The following is a 20,018-nucleotide window of genomic DNA, read 5'->3' as shown; positions in this document are numbered from 1 at the left end:
TCCTAGGGCCGACCGCCAGCTTGCAAAGCTCGCTTTCGGTCGGCAAGCGCCACGGGGCGGAGGCTGAATGGTGTGTCAACACTGCGCTCTTTTCCGCCACAGCACATGATCCCGGCGATGGCGATGGAGTTACAGATCTCACCATCGAGAACCATGCGCCTGGCAGTGTCGAGCGGAACCCACTCCCAGGTGAGGTCTGCTTCCTCATCTTCCGCCTCCGGTCGGAGGGTCTTCGAGACATCCGTGGCATGGAAGATGCGGACAGCCTCATCGCAAAAGCCCGGGCTAGTAACCAAATCCGTGATGAGCGCCCAGGAACCCGCAGCCAGTCCCACTTCTTCCTTCAGCTCCCGCTGCGCGCATTCGAGAGCCGTCTCACCTGGCTTGTCCAAGAGGCCGGCAGGCAGCTCCCAGAGGTGTGCGCCCACACTGTGCCGATACTGTTTTTCCAGCGCAATCGCTCCATCCTTCTCACAGACGACCGCGATGGCACCAAAATGCTCGACGATTTCCCGATTCGCTTCACCGGTCGGCATCGTAACGAGATCACGCCGGACGGAGATGATAGGGGCATCGAGGAGGTGCTCAGATGACAAAACCGAAAAATCAAAACTCATTATGCTGGTGCCACCGCATCTGTCTTGTCCGCTGTGCCGTAAGAACCGGAGCCGCCAGAGATTTGCTCGACCGTAGCCAGCACGGTTGCGAGCCTCCCGTAGAAACGGTCAATGGAATCCACGGTAGATACGCTCAACGCATCCTCTTGGTTCGTTCGCAGTCTGCCAATCAATCCGTCGGGGCCGGCAGCGGGCAGTCGCCCCGCAACTGTCGTGGGAAGCCCGCTTTTATCCAGCGCACGCGCGAAGTCCACATACTGGCTCACGCGGAAGGAGTCTTCCCTCCCGTCGGAGTCGCCGGTGACGAGTACAACTGCGGCGGCAGTGGGCACGTCCCCCTCATAGGAGAGGTAACCGGCCTCTTTCAAAGCCCCAAAAACAAGGTTGCGCTCATCTTGTCCAACAGGGCTTGTCGACGGCTTCTGCTCACCCTGATTCTCGTTCTCCCCCTCATCCTCGGGAGACTCTGGTTGCTCGCTGGAGGGAGAGTCTGACGGTGCAGCCACATTCGTGGGGCTCTCAGACAACGTCGCACCGATGAGCTCACCCATGTGTGTTCCCACGGATCGGTTATCCTCGCTCAGCTGAATCCCCGCAGGCAGTGTCGTGGCTGCAAGCGATTTAAGCGGTTCAGCGGAATCCTGGGTGAGGAACGAGTCGGTCAGAGTAATGCGTGTCACTGAGGGAGCACCGCCGATCTTCGACAGCCAGTCAATATGGCCAAAATCCTCCTCATTTACGCTCGGGGTGGTGATGAGGACAACGGGCTTGTCAGCTAGCCGGCCCCGCACCGTGTCCTCCGCGATATCAGCGATATAACTATCTGCAGACTGAGCCTGGGCTTGGTATACAGCCGCATCGTGCTCAGCGACTGCGAGCTTGTCGCTCACGCCACCGATGGGTGAGCCTGACAGGCTCGGCGCAAGGAGGTACGTGCCCGCAACGAGTCCACCTGCCAGACCGAACATGATTCCTGCTGTCACTGCAGCTGTTGGGTTTACACGTGCCATAGAACTCATCCTCCTTTACTTAAACCAACTCTGAACGGTCAGAGCGACGTTGTTCCACGTTGTCACCAGGTTCTCGCCAAAAGTGCCATCTCCAGAGAACCCAGCAATGAGAACGGTGACGGCAGCGAGGACGATGAGGCCGAAAAGTGCCCACACCCAGGCAACGGCCGACGTGTCCTGCATGACATAGAGATCGGAAACCGCCCGAGCGTCGACAAGCTTCCCACCAGCCTTGAAACGGGTGAGGAGAGCCGAGGGCTGCTCGGTCGTACCGGCAAAAACTGTCTGCAGATCAACGGGGGTGCCCAGGTGAACGATCATTGAAGCACCGTGGAAATCAGCCAGCAGTATGGCCAGCTCCGTGGATTCCTTACTCAATGCCGGAAACGTGATGGCACCGACACCCAGATCCTGAATGCGCTCCAAACCGGGGGCGTGGCCATCGGGGTCCGCAGGCATAACCACGCGTGCACCGCTACGCAACGCATCGGCTGAAATCTCCGACGGATCACCGACAATGAGATCGGGCTTGTAGCCGGAATCAGTGAGCACATCTGCCCCGCGGTCCACACCGATAAGAACCGGATCATACTCGCGGATGAAATTCTTCAGCTTCTTCAACTCTTGCGGGAGATCATCACACGGGCCGACAATCAGCACCTTCCGGTCCTCAATGTCAATGCCAGGATCGGGAACCCCGACACCGTCGACAAGCAGTGGAGCCTCGGAATGGATGAACTCGATGGCGTTTCCAAAGTAGGCCTCCATCCGATCCACGAGAGACGCTTGCGCAGTGCGAAAATTCTCTTCCGCGATGTCCGGCGTGACCCGGGTGCCTCGAGCAACGAGTCGGTCTCCCACGTATACGCCGTCGCCATCGATGCGCACCTTCTTGCCACTCTTCACCACAGAGCGAATTTCCGCTCCCACCCCCTCGATGAGGACGATGCCTTCGTCGAGAAGCATCTGCGGGCCGAAGTGCGGGACAGATCCGGATACAAACGAGCTAACGTTGACAACCGCCGCCGGAGAAGCCTCGGCAAGCCGGCTGGCGAATGTCCGCGTCATATCGCTTACATCCACTAGCGCGATGTCCCCCGCGCTCAATTTTCGCAGGTGAGCGGGGCACTCTCTCAGCGTGCCGGTGATACCCGGCAAATCTTTCCCAGATCCGAACAGACTCATGGCCACTATTGTGCACGTGAGCAGGACTAAGGTGCGGTAGGCGCGCGGGATGGCACTCCCACATGCCCCAAACGGAGTACGGGGAGCCGCCATCCTTTTGGCTCAGAACGAACCATGCGAGCGCAGTCAGCCACCGAGAAACTGGCGATACATAGCGAACTTTTCCTCTCGTGCGAGGATGGCACACGGTCACGTCCCGCCCCGAAGGGCACTACTGAAGATCCCGCATCCCTAAGAATCACCCTGCTTATTAAACTCCGAAGCCAGCTCCAACAGCTCCTTTGCGTGCGCGCGTCCCGTCGCTGTGTCATCGAGGCCAGCCATCATCCGGGCGATTTCCTCCACCCGCTCTTCACCGGATAGCACCCTAACAGCGGATTCTGCTTCGTCTTTCTCAACATCCTTGGAGACAAAAACGTGGGTCTGTGCATAGGCTGCCACCTGCGGCAGATGTGTCACCACAATGACTTGATTGGATTTGGCCAATAGGGCGAGACGCTTGCCAATCTGTCCAGCTGCTCGCCCACCGACGCCCTGATCAACCTCGTCGAAAACGAGCGTCGCACCACCTTGGCTCACAATCACTTCGATTGCGAGCATGACGCGAGAGAGCTCACCACCGGATGCACTCGCCGCAATCTTCTTACCATTGAGCTGGAACTCAACCTGGTCGAACCCGGAAGCCGACGGTTTGGCCTTTTCTATTGCTACGTCGAAACGAGAGTTGCCCATGGACAGACCGTGAATCTCGGACGTCACAGCGGTAGACAACGCGGTCGCTGCCGTGGCGCGTGCGGCCGTTAGCTTTTTTGCCTTTGCCCGCATACTCTTTTCCGCGGCAACAACCTTCTTCTTCAAGGCTTCTAGGCTCTCGGTCGACACGTCGAGTTTTGCCAGTTTCGCCTCCGCCTTGTGCCACCACTCAATGACACCGGCAAGATCCGGAGCATATTTGCGTGTCAGCCCCTTTAGCGCCTGCTGGCGTCGGAGAGCCTTGTCCAATGCATCGGGGTCGAGCGGAAGATCGTCTACAAAGCGTCCGAGATCCACGGAGACTTCCGTTAGCTGTGAAGTAACCTCGGACAAGACATCAGAAAGACGACTCAGCTCAGGGTCACCTGCGCTGGCCAGAGCAGCCTGAGCCTCCCCCAGTGCGCTTGCAGCGGATGTGTCCTCAAAAGAATCTTCTTCACCATCGATGAGCGCCAGAGCTGTCGAGGCCGCTTCTCGGAGCTGATCCACGCTCTGCAACCGATGGATAGACGTTGCTAGCTCTTCCTCTTCGCCAGCCTCCGGCGCGACCGTGGAAATCTCTGTGATCGCAAACTGCAAGCGGTCTGTTTCCTGCGCGAGCTCCCTTCGCTTTTCTACGCGAGTCTTCAGATCCTTCGCCAGGGACCGCCAGGATGCGTAGGATGCTGCGTAGTCTTCCCGCAAAGGAATGATCGCTGGATCGGACTCATCGAGGGCATCGCGTTGAGCATCCGCCGACATCAACCGAAGCTGATCGTGCTGCCCGTGGATGGTGATAAGGTCAGCCGTAAGCTCACGAAGAACTCCCGCAGGAACCGCCCGACCTCCCAAATACGCTTTGCTCCGCCCTTGGTCGGTGACTGAACGGGTAATGATCACTTCACCGTTTTCATCGATCTCACCGCCACGTTCTTCGACGGCTGCGCGCTTCCGCTCATCGACAACAAAACGGCCCTCGACCATTGCCTTCGACGCACCAGTCCGGACCCGGCTAGCATCCGCCCGGTCGCCTTTGAGAAGCCGTAGGCTCTCCACCACCATTGTCTTGCCGGCACCGGTCTCACCTGTGACGACGGTCAACCCTGCACCGGGCTGCGCACCGGCAGAGGTAAGGACACCGAGATTATGAATGGCTAGCTCCGAGAGCATGCGATCTCCTTCACATCACTTTGGGCTGTGGCATCGCACCGTTCGACCTTTTGGGCATCCACAGCTACCGCGACTCTGCCCACGGTACACGCCTCCGCCAGCCTTCCACAGGCAGACGGAATTTGGTGACCAGGCGATCTGTAAATGTGGAATCGTCCATCCTCACCCACCGTACCTTCTGGCTACCGTATTGCACCTCGACTCTCCCGCGCTCGGGGACAGTGAGAACTCTAAAGCCATCACAGACCGCATGCGCTGACTTCCGCGTGTCCACAGCCACCCTCGACTGCGGACTGACAACGAGGGGTTTAGCAAACAACGCATGTGCATTATTTGGAACGACAAGAATGGCATCCAGGGACGGCCAAAGGATCGGGCCTCCCGCAGAGAATGCATATGCCGTCGAACCCGTTGGAGTGGACACTATGACACCGTCACAGCCGAAGCTTGACACAGGCGCGCCATCGACGCTGAGAATCGAATCTAACACACCTCGCCGCTGTGACTTTTCCAGCGAGCATTCGTTCAGCGCCCAACCCTTTTCGAGAATTTTCCCGTCCTCGTTAAAGACTGTGACATCGAGCGTCATCCGGTCTTCAACACGGTACTGCCGATCCGCTACAGCGTGGAGTGCTGTTTCCAACGAATCAGCTTCCCACTCAGCAAGGAACCCGACGTGACCCAAGTTAATCCCTAACACTGGAAGATCCGCCTGGCGGGCAATCTCTGCCGCGCGCAAAAACGTTCCGTCTCCTCCAAGAGATAGCACGAGCTCCACGTCTCGACGCTGGTCATCAGTGGGAAGGTCATACACAACTCTGATTCCGTAGGAGTGCAGAAGTTCCACGGCTTTATCCACGTCGTGCCTCTCAAAATGGGACACGACTAATACAGCGCGTTTTTCGGTCATTGCGGGCCCTCCTCAACAGCCGTGTGTACTCGATCGACAATGTGCTCGTCGCTCATCGGCTTGGCGCCACGGGTGAGCCAGAGGAAGTACTCCACATTGCCACTGGGCCCGGGAAGCGGTGAAGCCACAACATCACGCAACCCCGCGCCCTGTTCCTGCGCGAATCGGGCGATATCAATAGTTACTTCTGCTCTAAGCTCTGGTGAGCTTACGACTCCGCCGTGTCCCAGCCGATCCTTACCAACCTCGAACTGTGGCTTCACCATTGGAAGAAGGTCCGCACCCTCCTTCACACACCCGAGTATGGGCGGAAGGCAGAGGCGAAGTGAGATGAAGGACAGATCACCAACCATCATGTCACAAGGGCCACCTGTCAGATCCGGCGTTATGTAGCGAATATTCGTACGATCGAGGACTGTGACACGCTCGTCGTTTTGCAGGCGCCAGATGAGCTGTCCATAACCCACATCTGCCGCGACAACTTCTCGCGCACCACGGCGCAAGCAGACATCGGTAAAACCGCCGGTGGAGGCACCGGCATCGAGGATCTTTTTCCCCTTCAGATCAAGCCCGCGCGGTTCAAATGCGTCGAGGGCACCAATAAGCTTGTGTGCCCCACGCGAAGCGTAGTCATCGATGTCTCCCTCCACGCGAATAGAGACATCACCTGTCACACCCGTCGCGGGCTTCGATGCTTTAAACCCACCAACAAAGACATGGCCATCTGTAATTAGCTGCCGAGCCTGCTCCCGGGAGCGGGCGATTTTTCGCCGCACGAGCTCCGCATCGAGCCGACGATGTTGCACCATGGCAGCCTCTTTTCTAGTTTCCTCTATGCCCTGTCTGCAGCAGCGTGAGCGCTCTGAGGGGCGGCATCATGGGTGTATTATCCACCGGAAACCGCAACTCAGGCGCAGGAACCGCGCCATTTCCTCTGAGCGGAAAGGATGGCATCGTTCTCGCGCCAGCGGACTATATAGCTAAAACGTACTGCTTTATAGAATAACGCAGCCACCATCACTACGGTTCATTCCCGTCACTTCCTTTCCGTACAGATACGAGACAGAGGAAACAACCAAGAAAGGAAAACAGCAACCACAACGGGTGCCAAAAGATGCCCGCGCATCATTCCACCACAGCTAGAGCAAGCAGAAGCGCAGGTATCTAAGCAAGACACCTGCGCCAGAAAAACCGGTTATTGCAAACTCGTCGCCACGTCGCTCCTTTTAACGGAGCTCAGCGTTAAGGATGGCGTACGCATCTGTCAGAATCTTCGCCTCGTCGGCCAACGAATCGCACGGGGTATCTAAAATCTCGTCGATTCGCTCCGTAAGAGGTCGGGTCTTCTCGTATAACTGCGCTGGGGAGGGCGCTGCCTGGCGATCCCCTCCTACTCCGGTCATTAGCGCCACTCAGCCAATACTTTTTCAGCCACTGTAGAGGTGGGGATAATGCTCGTCGGGGTGGGACCGTCATGTTTCCACACGACGTCAAGCACGGTACGCAAAGCCTGCATAGCAGTGGAATCCGAGCGCCCGCCGGCAAGAACCACATCGTTGCCTTTCACCATGGCAGAGAAGTCTCCCTGCCGACCGGGCTTGAGGCTTTCGAGCGGGGAGTAAAGATCCCGCAAATCGGTTGCGATGAGCGACGGGCGTTCAGCCGGCACTGCGGCAACGAGGGCGTGATGCCCTGAAACGCCGGTCATCACGTGCAGCGTATCCATTCCTGCGGCATTGCCACCAGCAATATCGGTATTGAGTCGATCGCCGACAGCCAGTGGTACGCGAGAGCCCATCCGCCGCGCCGCATCATGGAACATTTCGGCCTCCGGTTTACCAGCCGAATGTGGACGGACACCGGTGGCGTGCACGACTGCCTCCACCATCGAGCCGTTTCCCACCATCAGGCCCCGCTCCTGTGGCAACGTCGCATCCAGGTTCGACGCGAAGAACAAAGCACCATTGTGAATAGCAAGCGATGCCTCAGACAGCTGCCGCCACCCGGTATCGGGGTTGTGCCCCTGCAATACTGCAACAGGATTCTCATCAGCTGAGTTGACCGGTTCATAGCCGGCCTCGCGCACGAGATCGACAAAAGATTCAGTTCCGAGCACAAGCACTTTGCCGGAAGGTAGCTCACGCTTACACATATCAATGGCAGCCATCGCCGAGGTCAAGATGTCATCGCGCGTAGCCTCAAAGCCCATTCCCTCCAGCTTTGTGGCAACAGCCTCCGGACCACGGGACGCGTTATTCGTTACGTACATTTTCCGCGTCGCGCATCCCGCCAAAGCATCGACAGCATGAGGAATGGGCTCATCACCCATCCAGACTGTGCCATCGAGATCAAGGAGAAGTGCGTCGTAGCAATCTATGAGCCGCATTAGCCGAGCTCCTTTAGACGCTCACCTGCATCCAGTAATTCATCAACGTCAGCCTTCCGAGCAATTTCGAACCACTCACGCGCCTTTGGCTTGTCACCAGCGAGTTCGTAGGCGTTGCCCAGAGCATAGTCGAGTCGAGCCGACTCAGGATCGGTCGCATGCGGATCAGGATTGAGCTTTGTCAATTCGGTAATCGCCGCATCGTACTGTTCAAGATCCTGCCGGGCACCAGCGAGTACGATCGCCAACTCGATCGAGTCAGCACGGTTCAGCTCTGACAGATCCTCTTCACGTGCAAGCTCAAGAGCCTTCTCAGGACGACCGAGACCACGTTCTGAATCAGCCATCACGGCGATAAGCCCCGGTCCACCGCTCATTCGGCGAGCAGCGCGAAGCTCGGACAGGGCTTCCTTCCATTCGCCGGCGTGATAAGCTGCGATGCCGTTGGTCTCACGAACGACGGACACTCGACCAGCACGATTCTTTGCCGCACGAGCATGCTCCAGAGCAAGCTTCGGATCATCAGCCATCCACGTTGCCGCCATGATCATGTGCTTGGCAACAGCATCCGCGTTGTCCTTGGAAAGAGAACGAAGATCCTGGCGCACACTCGAGTCCAAATCGCGGACGTTAATGTCCTCCGGCAGATCGGGCTCATTTGCGTGCACGGCAAGCCGCTCGTCTCGGAAGGACGGCCTTTTTCCTTGCGAGTTACGGTGACCGCCACGGTCACCTCCACGCTGTTGGTTGTGCTTCTTATCGAGGGTACGGTTACCTCTGCCCCCACGATTGCCGTCCCTCCGGTTGCCGTGCTGACGGCGGTCATCGCCGGAACCTTCCCTATCGTTGCCCCCGTTACGGCGCTTGGCCGGGCGACCCTTGTCATCGGAAAAGGCGACGTCAACGAACTGCCCTCGCCGGGCATCCCAACGACGGCCCTTTCCTCCGTTTCCGCGACGACCGCCGTCGCCACGTCGTCCGGAATCGCCGCGTCCGTTGTGGAAATCATCCCGTGGGGTCATACCGTCTACTTTCCTTTTTCAAATCAATAATGTAGAACCGCCGCACACACGGCAGTTCACGTCCGTCAACTTCTTTTAAAGGAGCCGCAGCAACCTGCTCTAGGGCCAACTGCAACAGCTCTGCTTGGATCGTTCCTCTGCACAGATTCTAACCCGAAGGCACAGGAAATGAACACGTCATTAATCCTACGAATCACTCAACGGATCTCCATCCCCGAAGGATAGGTGAACCCGTAACTAAATCCGTCCAACGAGAAAGCAACTCTCCACGCAGATCGCGAATATGCCTAGGCAATTGTACTGGCTGGAAGGTATTAACCAAAGTCGCAAAGCGAGACTCGACACTCACTGAGGTGCCACGAGGACAATGGTCAGCTCCGTTGGCTCCGACGGGCCCTAACAAACCGCAACGTGCGAGGCGAGCAGAAGGAAAAGGCATCGGCAATATGCGAAGGAATGGCGACAGCTAATGATAGACCTCGTTACTCAAGTCCGCACAGAAAAAGCCGATGGCAACCAACAAGTGGTGGCCATCGGCTTTATGTTTGTGGTCGGCGGTGTCCTACTCTCCCACATCCTCCCGGGTGCAGTACCATCGGCGTTGGTTGGCTTAGCTTCCGGGTTCGGAATGGGACCGGGCGTTTCCCAACCACTATCGCCACCGACACGTCTTATTTTGGGCGTGTTATTTTCATTTATCTTTTCGTCGTCGGTGTCAGCCGACGGTGTGGTGTGTCTGATATTGCATAGTGGATCACGTGTGATTCGTTGTCGCGTTTAGTGTTTGTAGCAGGTTATAGTGTTTTTTAAAGTATGGTTATTAGTACCAGTCACCTTCGGTGGTTACCCACCTTCCAATTCTGGCCTATCAACCCCATCGTCTATAGGGAACCTAAGAAACCTTATCTTGAAACAGGCTTCCCGCTTAGATGCTTTCAGCGGTTATCCTTCCCGTACGTAGCCAACCAGCCGTGCCACGGGCGTGACAGCTGGCACACTAGAGGTACGTCCATCCCGGTCCTCTCGTACTAGGGACAGCCTTTCTCAAGTTTCTTAACGCGCGCGGCGGATAGAGACCGAACTGTCTCACGACGTTCTGAACCCAGCTCGCGTGCCGCTTTAATGGGCGAACAGCCCAACCCTTGGGACCTACTCCAGCCCCAGGATGCGACGAGCCGACATCGAGGTGCCAAACCATCCCGTCGATATGAACTCTTGGGGAAGATCAGCCTGTTATCCCCGGGGTACCTTTTATCCGTTGAGCGACACCACTTCCGTACATCGGTGCCGGATCACTAGTCCCTACTTTCGTACCTGCTCGACATGTCCGTCTCACAGTCAAGCTCCCTTATGCACTTACACTCTAAACACCTGATTGCCAACCAGGCTGAGGGAACCTTTGGGCGCCTCCGTTACATTTTGGGAGGCAACCGCCCCAGTTAAACTACCCACCAGGCACTGTCCTTGAAACCAGATCATGGCCCGAAGTTAGACATCCAATCCGATCAGAGTGGTATTTCACCTTCCGACTCCACGCGCACTAGCGTGCACGCCTCAACGTCTCCCACCTATGCTACACAAACCGAACCGAACACCAATACCAAGCTATAGTGAAGGTCCCGGGGTCTTTTCGTCCTGCCGCGCGAAACGAGCATCTTTACTCGTACTGCAATTTCACCGGGCCTATGGTCGAGACAGCAGAGAAGTCGTTACGCCATTCGTGCAGGTCGGAACTTACCCGACAAGGAATTTCGCTACCTTAGGATGGTTATAGTTACCACCGCCGTTTACTGGGGCTTAAATTCTCCGCTTCGACCACAAAATGATCTAACAGGTCCTCTTAACCTTCCAGCACCGGGCAGGCGTCAGTCCGTATACATCGAATTAACCTTCTTCGCACAGACCTATGTTTTTGGTAAACAGTCGCTTCCCTCTATTCTCTGCGCCCCACAACCGCACTAGTTGCTGTCAGCAACGGTCATGGGTCCCCCTTCTCCCGAAGTTACGGGGGCATTTTGCCGAATTCCTTAACCATAGTTCACCCGTTCGCCTTAGTATTCTCAACCTGACCACCTGTGTCGGTTTGGGGTACGGGCCACACTTGCACTCGCTAGAGGCTTTTCTCGACAGCACAGGATCACCACCATCACCCTTTAACAGGCTACGCATCACGCCTCACACATAATAAGAACGGCATTTAACACGTCCTCGTGCCACACGCTTACACCACAATCCACTAAGTGGCGCGGCTACCCTACTGTGTCACCCCATCACGTGGCTACTACCACATCAGGTCCCACACACAAAAAACAACACCCCACATCAAAAATGCAGGAAAACGTTGATCTCCATGGGTGGTTAGTATCAATGATTCACCATTTGTCGCACATGCGCGGGTACCAGAATATCAACTGGTTATCCATCGACTACGCCTGTCGGCCTCGCCTTAGGTCCCGACTCACCCTGGGAAGACCAGCTTCACCCAGGAACCCTTAGTCATCCGGCGGGTAGGATTTCCACCTACCATTCGCTACTCATGCCTGCATTCTCACTCGCACACACATCCACCAACCGTTACCAGCAGGCTTCACACAATGCACGACGCTCCCCTACCCAAAAACAAAAAACATTCTTGCCGCGGTTTCGGCGGTGTACTTAAGCCCCACTACATTGTCGGCGCACAACCACTTAACCAGTGAGCTATTACGCACTCTTTCAAGGATGGCTGCTTCTAAGCCAACCTCCTGGCTGTCATCGCGATTACACATCCTTTTCCACTTAGCACACCCTTAGGGGCCTTAACCGGCGATCTGGGCTGTTTCCCTCTCGACTACGAAGCTTATCCCCCGCAGTCTCACTGCCGTGGACCATACATACGGCATTCGGAGTTTGGCTGACGTCACTAAGACAAAATCCCGCTCAATCAACCAGTAGCTCTACCTCCGCAGCACTACCAACGACGCTGCACCTAAATGCATTTCGGGGAGAACCAGCTATCACGGAGTTTGATTGGCCTTTCACCCCTACCCACAACTCATCCCCGCAGTTTTCAACCTACGTGGGTTCGCGCCTCCACAAAGTCTTACCCTTGCTTCACACTGGCCATGGGTAGATCACCCCGCTTCGGGTCCAGAACATGCCACCAACACCCTAGGTTAGGATTCGGTTTCCCTCCAGCTACCTACAACAAATAGTTAACTTTAAAGCGACATGCCGCTGACTCGCAGGCTCATTCTTCAAAAGGCACGCCATCACCCCATTAAAAGAGGCTCTGACGGATTGTCAACACACGGTTTCAGGAACTATTTCACTCCCCTCCCGGGGTACTTTTCACCATTCCCTCACGGTACTCATACACTATCGGTCACAAGCAAGTTATCAGACTTACCGGACGGTCCCGGCAGATTCACAGCAGATTCCACGAGCCCACTGCTACTCGGGGACACCACGCACACCCAAGCACACACATTTCACGTACAGGACTCTCACCTACTCCGGCAGGCGATTCCACACCACTTCCGCTACGCATGCGCTAAAGGCTGGTGGCAAAAAGGTTGACCACCAACGCAGACCCCACAACCCCACACACAACACCCCAACCAAGGCATCACGCTGCATGCAGTTTAGTCAAAAATTCGCTTTCGTTCGCCACTACTCACAAAATCACAATTGTTTTCTTACACACCAGGTACTAAGATGTTTCACTTCCCCGGCCACTCCCGCACAACTATGAATTCATCATACGGTAACCCCCATCACTGAGAGCTAGGTTTCCCCATTCGGACATCCTCGGATCAACGCTCATACGGCAACTCCCCGAGGCTTAACGCAGCCCACCACGTCCTTCATCAGCTTGCCATGCCCAGGCATCCACCGTGTGCCTAAAAAATAAAAAACACAAACACAATGCCACAATCAAAAAACTAAAACATGAACAAAAAAGAAATCACACGCGTCCACTATACAATTCACACACACCACACCACCACAACCAAAAAACAAGAAAACAAAAACCCTGTCTTTCAACCATGGTGACCAAAAGGAACAACACATATTGCCCCAGACACCCAACAGCATGCCAATGCACCACCACATGTTTTTTTCGTTCAACACAATCCTTGCAGCACCCACATATTGGGCAGGCCACCAATTTTGCATCCACGCTGGATTCAAAACTTTAGGCGCGGTCACACATCCGGCGACACAAACACCTGCATCCCCTACCAACCATGAGTGCCAGTAGAAGAAAAATAATAATAAATAAAACTCCTTAGAAAGGAGGTGATCCAGCCGCACCTTCCGGTACGGCTACCTTGTTACGACTTCGTCCCAATCGCCAATCCCACCTTCGACCACTCCCCCCGGAAAACCGGTTGGGCCATGGGCTTCGGGTGTTACCAACTTTCATGACGTGACGGGCGGTGTGTACAAGGCCCGGGAACGTATTCACCGCAGCACTGCTGATCTGCGATTACTAGCGACTCCGACTTCATGGGGTCGAGTTGCAGACCCCAATCCGAACTGAGACTGGCTTTCGCGATTAGCTCCACCTCACGGTGTCGCACACGCACTGTACCAGCCATTGTAGCATGTGTGAAGCCCTGGACATAAGGGGCATGATGATTTGACGTCATCCCCACCTTCCTCCGAGTTAACCCCGGCAGTCTCTCACGAGTCCCCACCACAACGTGCTGGCAACATAAGACAAGGGTTGCGCTCGTTGCGGGACTTAACCCAACATCTCACGACACGAGCTGACGACAACCATGCACCACCTGTAAATGAGCCACAAGGGACGAACTATCTCTAGCCCAATCTCACATATGTCAAGCCCAGGTAAGGTTCTTCGCGTTGCATCGAATTAATCCACATGCTCCGCCGCTTGTGCGGGCCCCCGTCAATTCCTTTGAGTTTTAGCCTTGCGGCCGTACTCCCCAGGCGGGGCGCTTAAAGCGTTAGCTACGGCACAAACCCCGTGGAAGGGACTCACACCTAGCGCCCACCGTTTACAGCATAGACTACCAGGGTATCTAATCCTGTTCGCTACCCATGCTCTCGCTCCTCAGCGTCAGTAACTGCCCAGAGACCTGCCTTCGCCATCGGTGTTCCTCCTGATATCTGCGCATTTCACCGCTACACCAGGAATTCCAGTCTCCCCTACAGCACTCAAGCAATGCCCGTATCGCCTGCCAACCAAAAGTTAAGCCCCTGGATTACACAGACGACGCGACACACCACCTACGAGCCCTTTACGCCCAGTAAATCCGGACAACGCTCGCACCCTACGTATTACCGCGGCTGCTGGCACGTAGTTAGCCGGTGCTTCTTATCCAGGTACCGTCAAAAAAACTTCGTCCCTGACGAAAGGAGTTTACAACCCGAAGGCCTTCATCCCCCACACGGCGTCGCTGCATCAGGCTTCCGCCCATTGTGCAAAATTCCCCACTGCTGCCTCCCGTAGGAGTCTGGGCCGTATCTCAGTCCCAATGTGGCCGCACACCCTCTCAGGCCGGCTACCCGTCGCCGCCTTGGTAGGCCATTACCCCACCAACAAGCTGATAGGCCGCAAGCTCATCCCACACCAGAAAAACCTTTCCACCACACCAACCACGATGCGGTCCTATAGGGTATTAGACCCAGTTTCCCAAGCTTATCCCCCAGTGCAGGGCAGATCACTTACGTGTTACTCACCCGTTCGCCACTCGAGCACCCCAGCAAGCTGGAGCCTTTCCGTTCGACTTGCATGTGTTAAGCACGCCGCCAGCGTTCATCCTGAGCCAGGATCAAACTCTCCAACAAAAAAAGTTGAACAAGCAAAAAACAGCTCAAACCAAAAAAAATAAAAACGTTCCAAAAGAACAAAAGCGTAAAGAAAAAAGTAAACAAAAAACAATGATGGCCTCAACGAGAAAACCACCACCACAATGTCAACAAAATTCTTGAAGCGCCACATCCACCAAAACGAAACCAAAACGGAAACGCCTTGTACAGAGCCAGATGACAGCCCCCCAGCCACAAAACCAGAAAACCACACCCAACAAGCACCACAAAAACCTGTCAAACAAACAAAAAGTAGTACATCAACACACTATCGAGTTCTCACACAACATGCACACCCGTCAAAATGCTTCGAAGTTCGAAACAGTTTGAGAAAGCGCTTTATTTACTTTAGGTAACTTCGTTTGTTTTGTCAACAAGCCGTTTACCAAGCCGTTGCACTAGATCTTCTAGCTGAGCTAGTCGCTCTGTGCAACGGAGGATTAATATACACATTCTCCTAAATACGCACAAATACCGAGGTCAGAGCTACGGTTAAGGTGACCGCCTCTCTTTTTCGGACACGGTCACAGGTGCCGGACATATGGAATGTGCGCTGCTTTAGACAGTCACCCTGAGGTGATTAAGCAAGCCGTCGAGCACCGTGGCTTGGCCGTGCCTCCAAAAATGTGGGAGCTTCAAAGCCTCGCGCTTCTGCCGCTTCGGCAATCGACTGCGCCGTCGATTCCATATTTTCCTTTTTTACCAATGCAATGATTGAACCTCCGAAGCCACCGCCTGTCATTCGAGCACCCAGCGCGCCCGCAGAAAGTGCGGCATTAACGGCGCAATCCAGCTCCGGCGTCACTACTGCGTAGTCGTCTCGAAGGGAAGCATGGGATTCAGTCATGAGCTTGCCGAATTTGGAAAAGTCGCCGTCACGCAGGCAGCTGACAGCGTGTTGTGTACGTTGAGTTTCGCTGATGACGTGCCCAACCCGTCGCCGATAGAGATCGTGATCGCTGCACTCCGATGTTTTTGCAAGAAGCTCCAGTACTTGTTCCACTGTAAAGTCACGGAAAGTAGAGTCCTCCTTGCGCAGGACTGCGGTAACTTCATCGATGAGTCCGCGTCGCGAACCGTATTGGCCGTCGATAAGCCGGTGCGGAGCGTTGGTATCCGCCACCAGCACGGCTAGCCCGTGATCGGCGAAGTTGCAGGGGACATAGGTGAACTCGTCGTAGAGGAAATCTATCTCTAGCGCTTGGTTTTTCTTCCCATAGAAGCTCGTCCGCTGGTCAAGGCCGCCCGTTGAAGCACCAACAACATCGTTTTCCGCACGCATCGTGGCTTCCACCATTACCGGGTACATCGCCATCTTTCTAAACGATGAACCTTTAACGTCTACGGCAGCGAGCGCCGTCGAACACTCGAGTGCGGCTGACGAGGAAAGCCCCGAACCGACGGGAACGTCGGATACCACTGCGATATCCATCCCCGTCTTACAAACGAGAGCATTAGAGGAATTCAGCGCCCAAATGACTCCGACAACGTAGCCCGCCCAGGTAGCCGGATTCCCCTTGCCTACTTCCTCCAGGGACATCGACAAGCGCTGGGGTTCATCTTGCCCGGGCATGACAGTGATGATGTTTACCACGTGGTCATTGCGACCAGCAGCAGCGATTGCTGTGAGCTGTTCAAGGGCGAACGGAAGGCAAATACCCTCGGCGTAGTCGACGTGATCCCCGATGAGATTCACGCGCCCAGGAGCAGCCCACACACCTGTGGGTTCCTCATCATAGGTCGAGGTAAACAGCGTCTTTGCGTCGTTAACAAGCTGCTCTTCCGTACGGGTTGTCGCCCAGTGGGTGGTAGCCATTACCAAACCTTTCGTAGTGTCTCTGCGATGATTTCTGGAGTCGTATCGTTGATCCACACACCCATGGCCGATTCGCTCGACGCGAGGAATTTCATCCGGTGCGGCGAACGCATCAGCGAAAACAATTGCAGGTGCATGCGGAATTTGTCGCGGTCAGGATGCTGAACAGGCGCCTGATTCCAGGCCGCGATATAGGGGGTCTTTTCTACGCCGTCGAAGAAATTGTCTACGGCCGTGTACAGGCTCTTCAGTAGGCCTGTGAGCTCATCCTTCTCGGTGTCGTTAAGTTCGGTGAAATCAGCGACCTGCCGGCGGGGCATCACCATCACTTCCAGTGGCCATTTGGCTGCAGCTGGAACGAATGCAACAAAGGACTCTGTTTCTGTCACGATCCGCCGGCCGTCGGCTAGCTCGGAATTCAGCATATCTTCGAACAACGTAGGAGTGCGTTCGATTTGGCACATGATGTCCGAGATACGTGGTGGAAGAAACGGATAGGAGTAGATCTGTCCGTGAGGATGCTGGAGCGTAACACCGATCTCCTCGCCCCTATTTTCGAACGGGAAAACGGTTTGGACACCATCGATCGTGCTTAACGCTGCTGTACGGTGAGTCCACACCTCGATTATTGTGCGAATGCGATGCTCTGACAAGTCCTTGAACGAGACGCTCGGGTTTGGTGCGAAACATACGACCTCGCAGCGGGCTCGAGCTGGCCGACGTGGAACGAGTTCCCCTTCATCTGCGTAATCCGCATAATCTTCCGGAACATCCATGTGCAGGGAGAAAGAGGGAAAGCGGTTTTCGAACACGACCACGTCGTAGTCCTCTGCCGGGACTTCGGTCGGGAGTGCACCCTCCTTCGTCGGTGCGAGGGGGTTTTCGTTGGCAGGTGGAAGGAACGTACGATTCATCCGGTGCGCAGCAAAAACAACCCATCTCCCGGTAAGCGGATCCCTGCGCATTTCCGAGTCCGTGTGAGTCTCCGGCAGGCCCCGGTGGTCCTCGGTGTTCCTAGTTACTTCCCCCGATAGAGCCTTCGGTGAGTCATCAAAAAACAGTAACTCCCGCCCGTCGGAAAGCTGAGTCCTCGTGATCTTCAGGGGATGACTGCCGTTAACACTCATATTTCCGATGGTACGGCCCGCGTCCTCATTTCGCGCAGTACCCGTTGTGCTGTTAGTCACTGTTATCGCTGCCCTTTCCCGGCGTCTTGCCTGCAACCTGCTGGTTAAACTGCGCAAGCGCTTGCTCACGTTGAGCTTCCATCTCCTTGTGGTGCTCTTCTCGGATTCGCGCGGCTTCCGCATCGACCCGAATCGGACTGAGCTTCGCCCACAAGGCGAAAACCACTGCGGCAAGCACCAAGCACATTCCGGTGATGAGGTTATAGGAGGCATTTTTCGGATCCCCAGAGTCCGGATTAATACCAGGGTCTATGACAAAGTAGGCAAACAGGAGAAGGATGCCAAAGATGCCAAGGAGAAGCGCGATTATGTTACGGATATCGAAGGCGCCTGCTGTTTCCGGGGCGGTGCCCACGTCGTGCTGTGAGGGGTCGTCGGACCCCACGTGGTTAGAGGCGTTTCCTTCACGTTCAGGCGAAAATTGTGAGTTGTTCATTTCAAGTACCTACCTTTACGCGAACACTACGTTGAGAGCGATGACGAGAACTAGGCACGCTATTCCTAGCGGGACGGTTTGCTTGTACCAGGGAAGAGTGGCCTCGATCGGGTCCCGGAGAAACTCCTTCGGAGTAACTGAGGAAACAAGGCCAACCAGCTCGTGGTCTGCCTTCGGCTTAGTGAAGACTGTCACAACCACACTGACAGCGATGTCCACAGCGAAAGCCAGTGAGGCAGCGATAAAGGCTGTGCCCTGTCCGGGGAGATTGAAGAAAGAAGCCTCTGCTCCCGTAAAGGAGGAGATGTACCAGTAGATAACTGCCGCTGCGGTGCCACTGACGAGACCGGTCCAACCGGCGGCTGGTGTCATGCGTTTCCAAAACATGCCGAGGAGGAATGTCGCAAAGAGAGGGGCGTTGAAGAACCCGAACAGTGTCTGCAGGTAGTCCATGACATTCCCAAAATTGTTGGCAATCATGGCAGTGCCAATTGCGATTAATGTCGCAGCGATAGTCGCGATTCTGCCAACGCGGAGGTAATAGTCATCGTCGCGGTCTTTAACCACGTAGGTTTGCCAAATGTCGTAGCTCAGCACCGTGTTAAAGGCGGAAATGTTCGCGGCCATGCCTGCCATGAAGGCTGCAAGGAGTCCCGCGATCGCTACCCCAAGAAGTCCATTGGGCAGGAGATCACGCATGAGATAGAGGACGGCATCGTTTGGCTGCGCGGATCCCTCGCGGATCGGCGTGACAATAGATGCCGCCACCATGCCAGGTAGAACAACAATGAAGGGGATGAACATTTTGGGGAAGGCGCCTATGATTGGTGTCTTCCGCGCTGCTGACATTGAGTCGGCGGCCATGGACCGCTGGACCTCGACAAAGTTCGTGGTCCAGTATCCGAAGGAGAGCACAAATCCAAGGCCAAAAACAATGCCGACGACGGACCAGAAAGGCGAGTCAAAACCGGAGATGTCCATGCCAGGCCATGTGTGGAAGTGACTTTCGGAAGCAAGCTGTTCTTTCAGTCCGCTCCAGCCCCCGACGTGCTTCATTCCGATGACGGTGAGTGGCAGGAGTGCTGCAACGATGACAAAGAACTGAATGACCTCGTTGTAAATGGCGGCGCTGAGACCACCGAGGGTGATGTAGCTCAGCACAATCAGTGCCGCGACGAGGAGAGTAATCCACATGTCCCAGCCCAACAGGGAGTTAACTACTTTGGCTAGTAGGAGCAGATTAATACCGGCGATGAGCAGCTGTGCCAACGCGAAGGAGATCGCGTTAACGAGGTGCGCCGCAGGTCCGAACCGCTTGCGCATGAATTCTGGAACCGAACGCACGCGCGAGCCGTAGTAGAACGGCATCATGACGATGCCGAGGAATACCATGGCTGGCACCGCCCCGATCCAGAAGTAGTGCATCGTCTGGAAGCCGTATTCCACGCCGTTGGCAGACATACCGATGATTTCCACGGCACCCAAGTTCGCGGAGATGAACGCGAGGCCGGTTACCCAAGCCGGTAGTCCACGACCAGCCAGGAAAAAGTCAATAGAGGTTGAGACCTTGCGCCGCGCGGCGAGGCCAATTCCCAGTACGAAAACAAAGTAGATGGCTACGAGCGTGTAGTCCACCCAGGAGGCATCAAGTCGCAATACCGACGCTGCCTGTTCCATAGGATTTCCTTTCTTCATTGCCGTCCTATTCACATGCACGTTGCCCTAAC

Annotated in this window: 14 protein-coding genes and 3 rRNA genes; 1 reads left to right on the top strand and 16 read right to left on the bottom strand. The window is 55.5% G+C overall.

The window, feature by feature from the left end:
- Positions 1-2 precede the first annotated feature (2 nt).
- The 9 genes from CGLUCO_RS06015 to CGLUCO_RS05975 all read right to left on the bottom strand — a co-directional run bounded on the left by CGLUCO_RS06015 (position 3) and on the right by CGLUCO_RS05975 (position 8,678).
- Entirely contained in the window at positions 3-617 is a 615-nt protein-coding gene (locus CGLUCO_RS06015) for an NUDIX domain-containing protein (protein WP_005390193.1), read from the bottom strand.
- Positions 617-1,627 (bottom strand): copper transporter, encoded by a 1,011-nt coding sequence (locus CGLUCO_RS06010; protein WP_005390195.1) that lies wholly within the window; start codon positions 1,625-1,627, stop codon positions 617-619. Before CGLUCO_RS06010 ends, CGLUCO_RS06015 begins: the two co-directional genes overlap by 1 nt.
- 15 nt (positions 1,628-1,642) lie before the next feature.
- On the bottom strand, positions 1,643-2,812 hold the full coding sequence (steA, locus tag CGLUCO_RS06005; RefSeq protein ID WP_005390196.1) for a putative cytokinetic ring protein SteA: 1,170 nt from the start codon (positions 2,810-2,812) through the stop codon (positions 1,643-1,645).
- Between the two features lie 231 nt (positions 2,813-3,043).
- Positions 3,044-4,714 carry a DNA repair protein RecN gene (recN, locus tag CGLUCO_RS06000; RefSeq protein ID WP_084036287.1) on the bottom strand — a complete coding sequence of 557 codons (1,671 nt, stop codon included), beginning with the start codon at positions 4,712-4,714 and terminating at the stop codon, positions 3,044-3,046.
- Between the two features lie 64 nt (positions 4,715-4,778).
- Positions 4,779-5,624 (bottom strand): NAD kinase, encoded by an 846-nt coding sequence (locus CGLUCO_RS05995; protein ID WP_084036288.1) that lies wholly within the window; start codon positions 5,622-5,624, stop codon positions 4,779-4,781.
- The gene (locus CGLUCO_RS05990; protein WP_084036289.1) at positions 5,621-6,433 is read right to left on the bottom strand and encodes a TlyA family RNA methyltransferase; all 813 of its coding nucleotides are present in this window, start codon (positions 6,431-6,433) and stop codon (positions 5,621-5,623) included. The genes CGLUCO_RS05995 and CGLUCO_RS05990 overlap by 4 nt, the downstream gene beginning before the upstream one ends.
- A 417-nt stretch (positions 6,434-6,850) precedes the next feature.
- Complete coding sequence (locus tag CGLUCO_RS05985; protein WP_005390202.1) at positions 6,851-7,027, bottom strand: hypothetical protein; 177 nt, start codon at positions 7,025-7,027, stop codon at positions 6,851-6,853.
- Positions 7,027-8,010 carry an HAD-IIA family hydrolase gene (locus CGLUCO_RS05980; RefSeq protein ID WP_005390203.1) on the bottom strand — a complete coding sequence of 328 codons (984 nt, stop codon included), beginning with the start codon at positions 8,008-8,010 and terminating at the stop codon, positions 7,027-7,029. The genes CGLUCO_RS05985 and CGLUCO_RS05980 overlap by 1 nt, the downstream gene beginning before the upstream one ends.
- Complete coding sequence (locus tag CGLUCO_RS05975) at positions 8,010-8,678, bottom strand: tetratricopeptide repeat protein (RefSeq protein WP_005390204.1); 669 nt, start codon at positions 8,676-8,678, stop codon at positions 8,010-8,012. Before CGLUCO_RS05975 ends, CGLUCO_RS05980 begins: the two co-directional genes overlap by 1 nt.
- Before the next feature lie 36 nt (positions 8,679-8,714).
- Here CGLUCO_RS05975 and CGLUCO_RS13130 point away from each other — a divergent pair, with 36 nt between their 5' ends.
- A complete protein-coding gene (locus CGLUCO_RS13130; RefSeq protein ID WP_005393841.1) occupies positions 8,715-9,062 on the top strand; it encodes a hypothetical protein in 348 nt (115 codons plus the stop codon).
- A 519-nt stretch (positions 9,063-9,581) separates the two neighbouring features.
- Here CGLUCO_RS13130 and rrf read toward each other — a convergent pair.
- The 7 genes from rrf to CGLUCO_RS05940 all read right to left on the bottom strand — a co-directional run bounded on the left by rrf (position 9,582) and on the right by CGLUCO_RS05940 (position 19,968).
- Positions 9,582-9,698: ribosomal RNA gene (gene rrf / locus CGLUCO_RS05970) — 5S ribosomal RNA — on the bottom strand.
- A 133-nt stretch (positions 9,699-9,831) separates the two neighbouring features.
- A 23S ribosomal RNA gene (locus tag CGLUCO_RS05965) occupies positions 9,832-12,929 on the bottom strand.
- Between the two features lie 377 nt (positions 12,930-13,306).
- Positions 13,307-14,831 (bottom strand): 16S ribosomal RNA (locus tag CGLUCO_RS05960).
- Together the 16S, 23S and 5S rRNA genes form the textbook arrangement of a ribosomal RNA operon.
- A gap of 601 nt (positions 14,832-15,432) precedes the next feature.
- Positions 15,433-16,668, bottom strand: coding sequence for a galactokinase (gene galK / locus CGLUCO_RS05955; RefSeq protein ID WP_005392431.1), 1,236 nt, complete (start codon positions 16,666-16,668; stop codon positions 15,433-15,435).
- A complete protein-coding gene (gene galT, locus CGLUCO_RS05950) occupies positions 16,668-17,795 on the bottom strand; it encodes a galactose-1-phosphate uridylyltransferase (RefSeq protein ID WP_084036150.1) in 1,128 nt (375 codons plus the stop codon). The genes galK and galT overlap by 1 nt, the downstream gene beginning before the upstream one ends.
- A gap of 52 nt (positions 17,796-17,847) precedes the next feature.
- On the bottom strand, positions 17,848-18,291 hold the full coding sequence (locus CGLUCO_RS05945; RefSeq protein WP_005392429.1) for an ATP synthase subunit B family protein: 444 nt from the start codon (positions 18,289-18,291) through the stop codon (positions 17,848-17,850).
- A 15-nt stretch (positions 18,292-18,306) separates the two neighbouring features.
- The gene (locus CGLUCO_RS05940) at positions 18,307-19,968 is read right to left on the bottom strand and encodes a sodium:solute symporter family protein (RefSeq protein WP_034989647.1); all 1,662 of its coding nucleotides are present in this window, start codon (positions 19,966-19,968) and stop codon (positions 18,307-18,309) included.
- Between the last annotated feature and the right edge of the window lie 50 nt (positions 19,969-20,018).

This window comes from Corynebacterium glucuronolyticum DSM 44120, assembly GCF_030440595.1.
GTDB classification, from domain to species: domain Bacteria; phylum Actinomycetota; class Actinomycetes; order Mycobacteriales; family Mycobacteriaceae; genus Corynebacterium; species Corynebacterium glucuronolyticum.
Note: the sequence above shows the minus strand (reverse complement) of the source record. Positions and strands in the feature narration are given on the sequence as shown.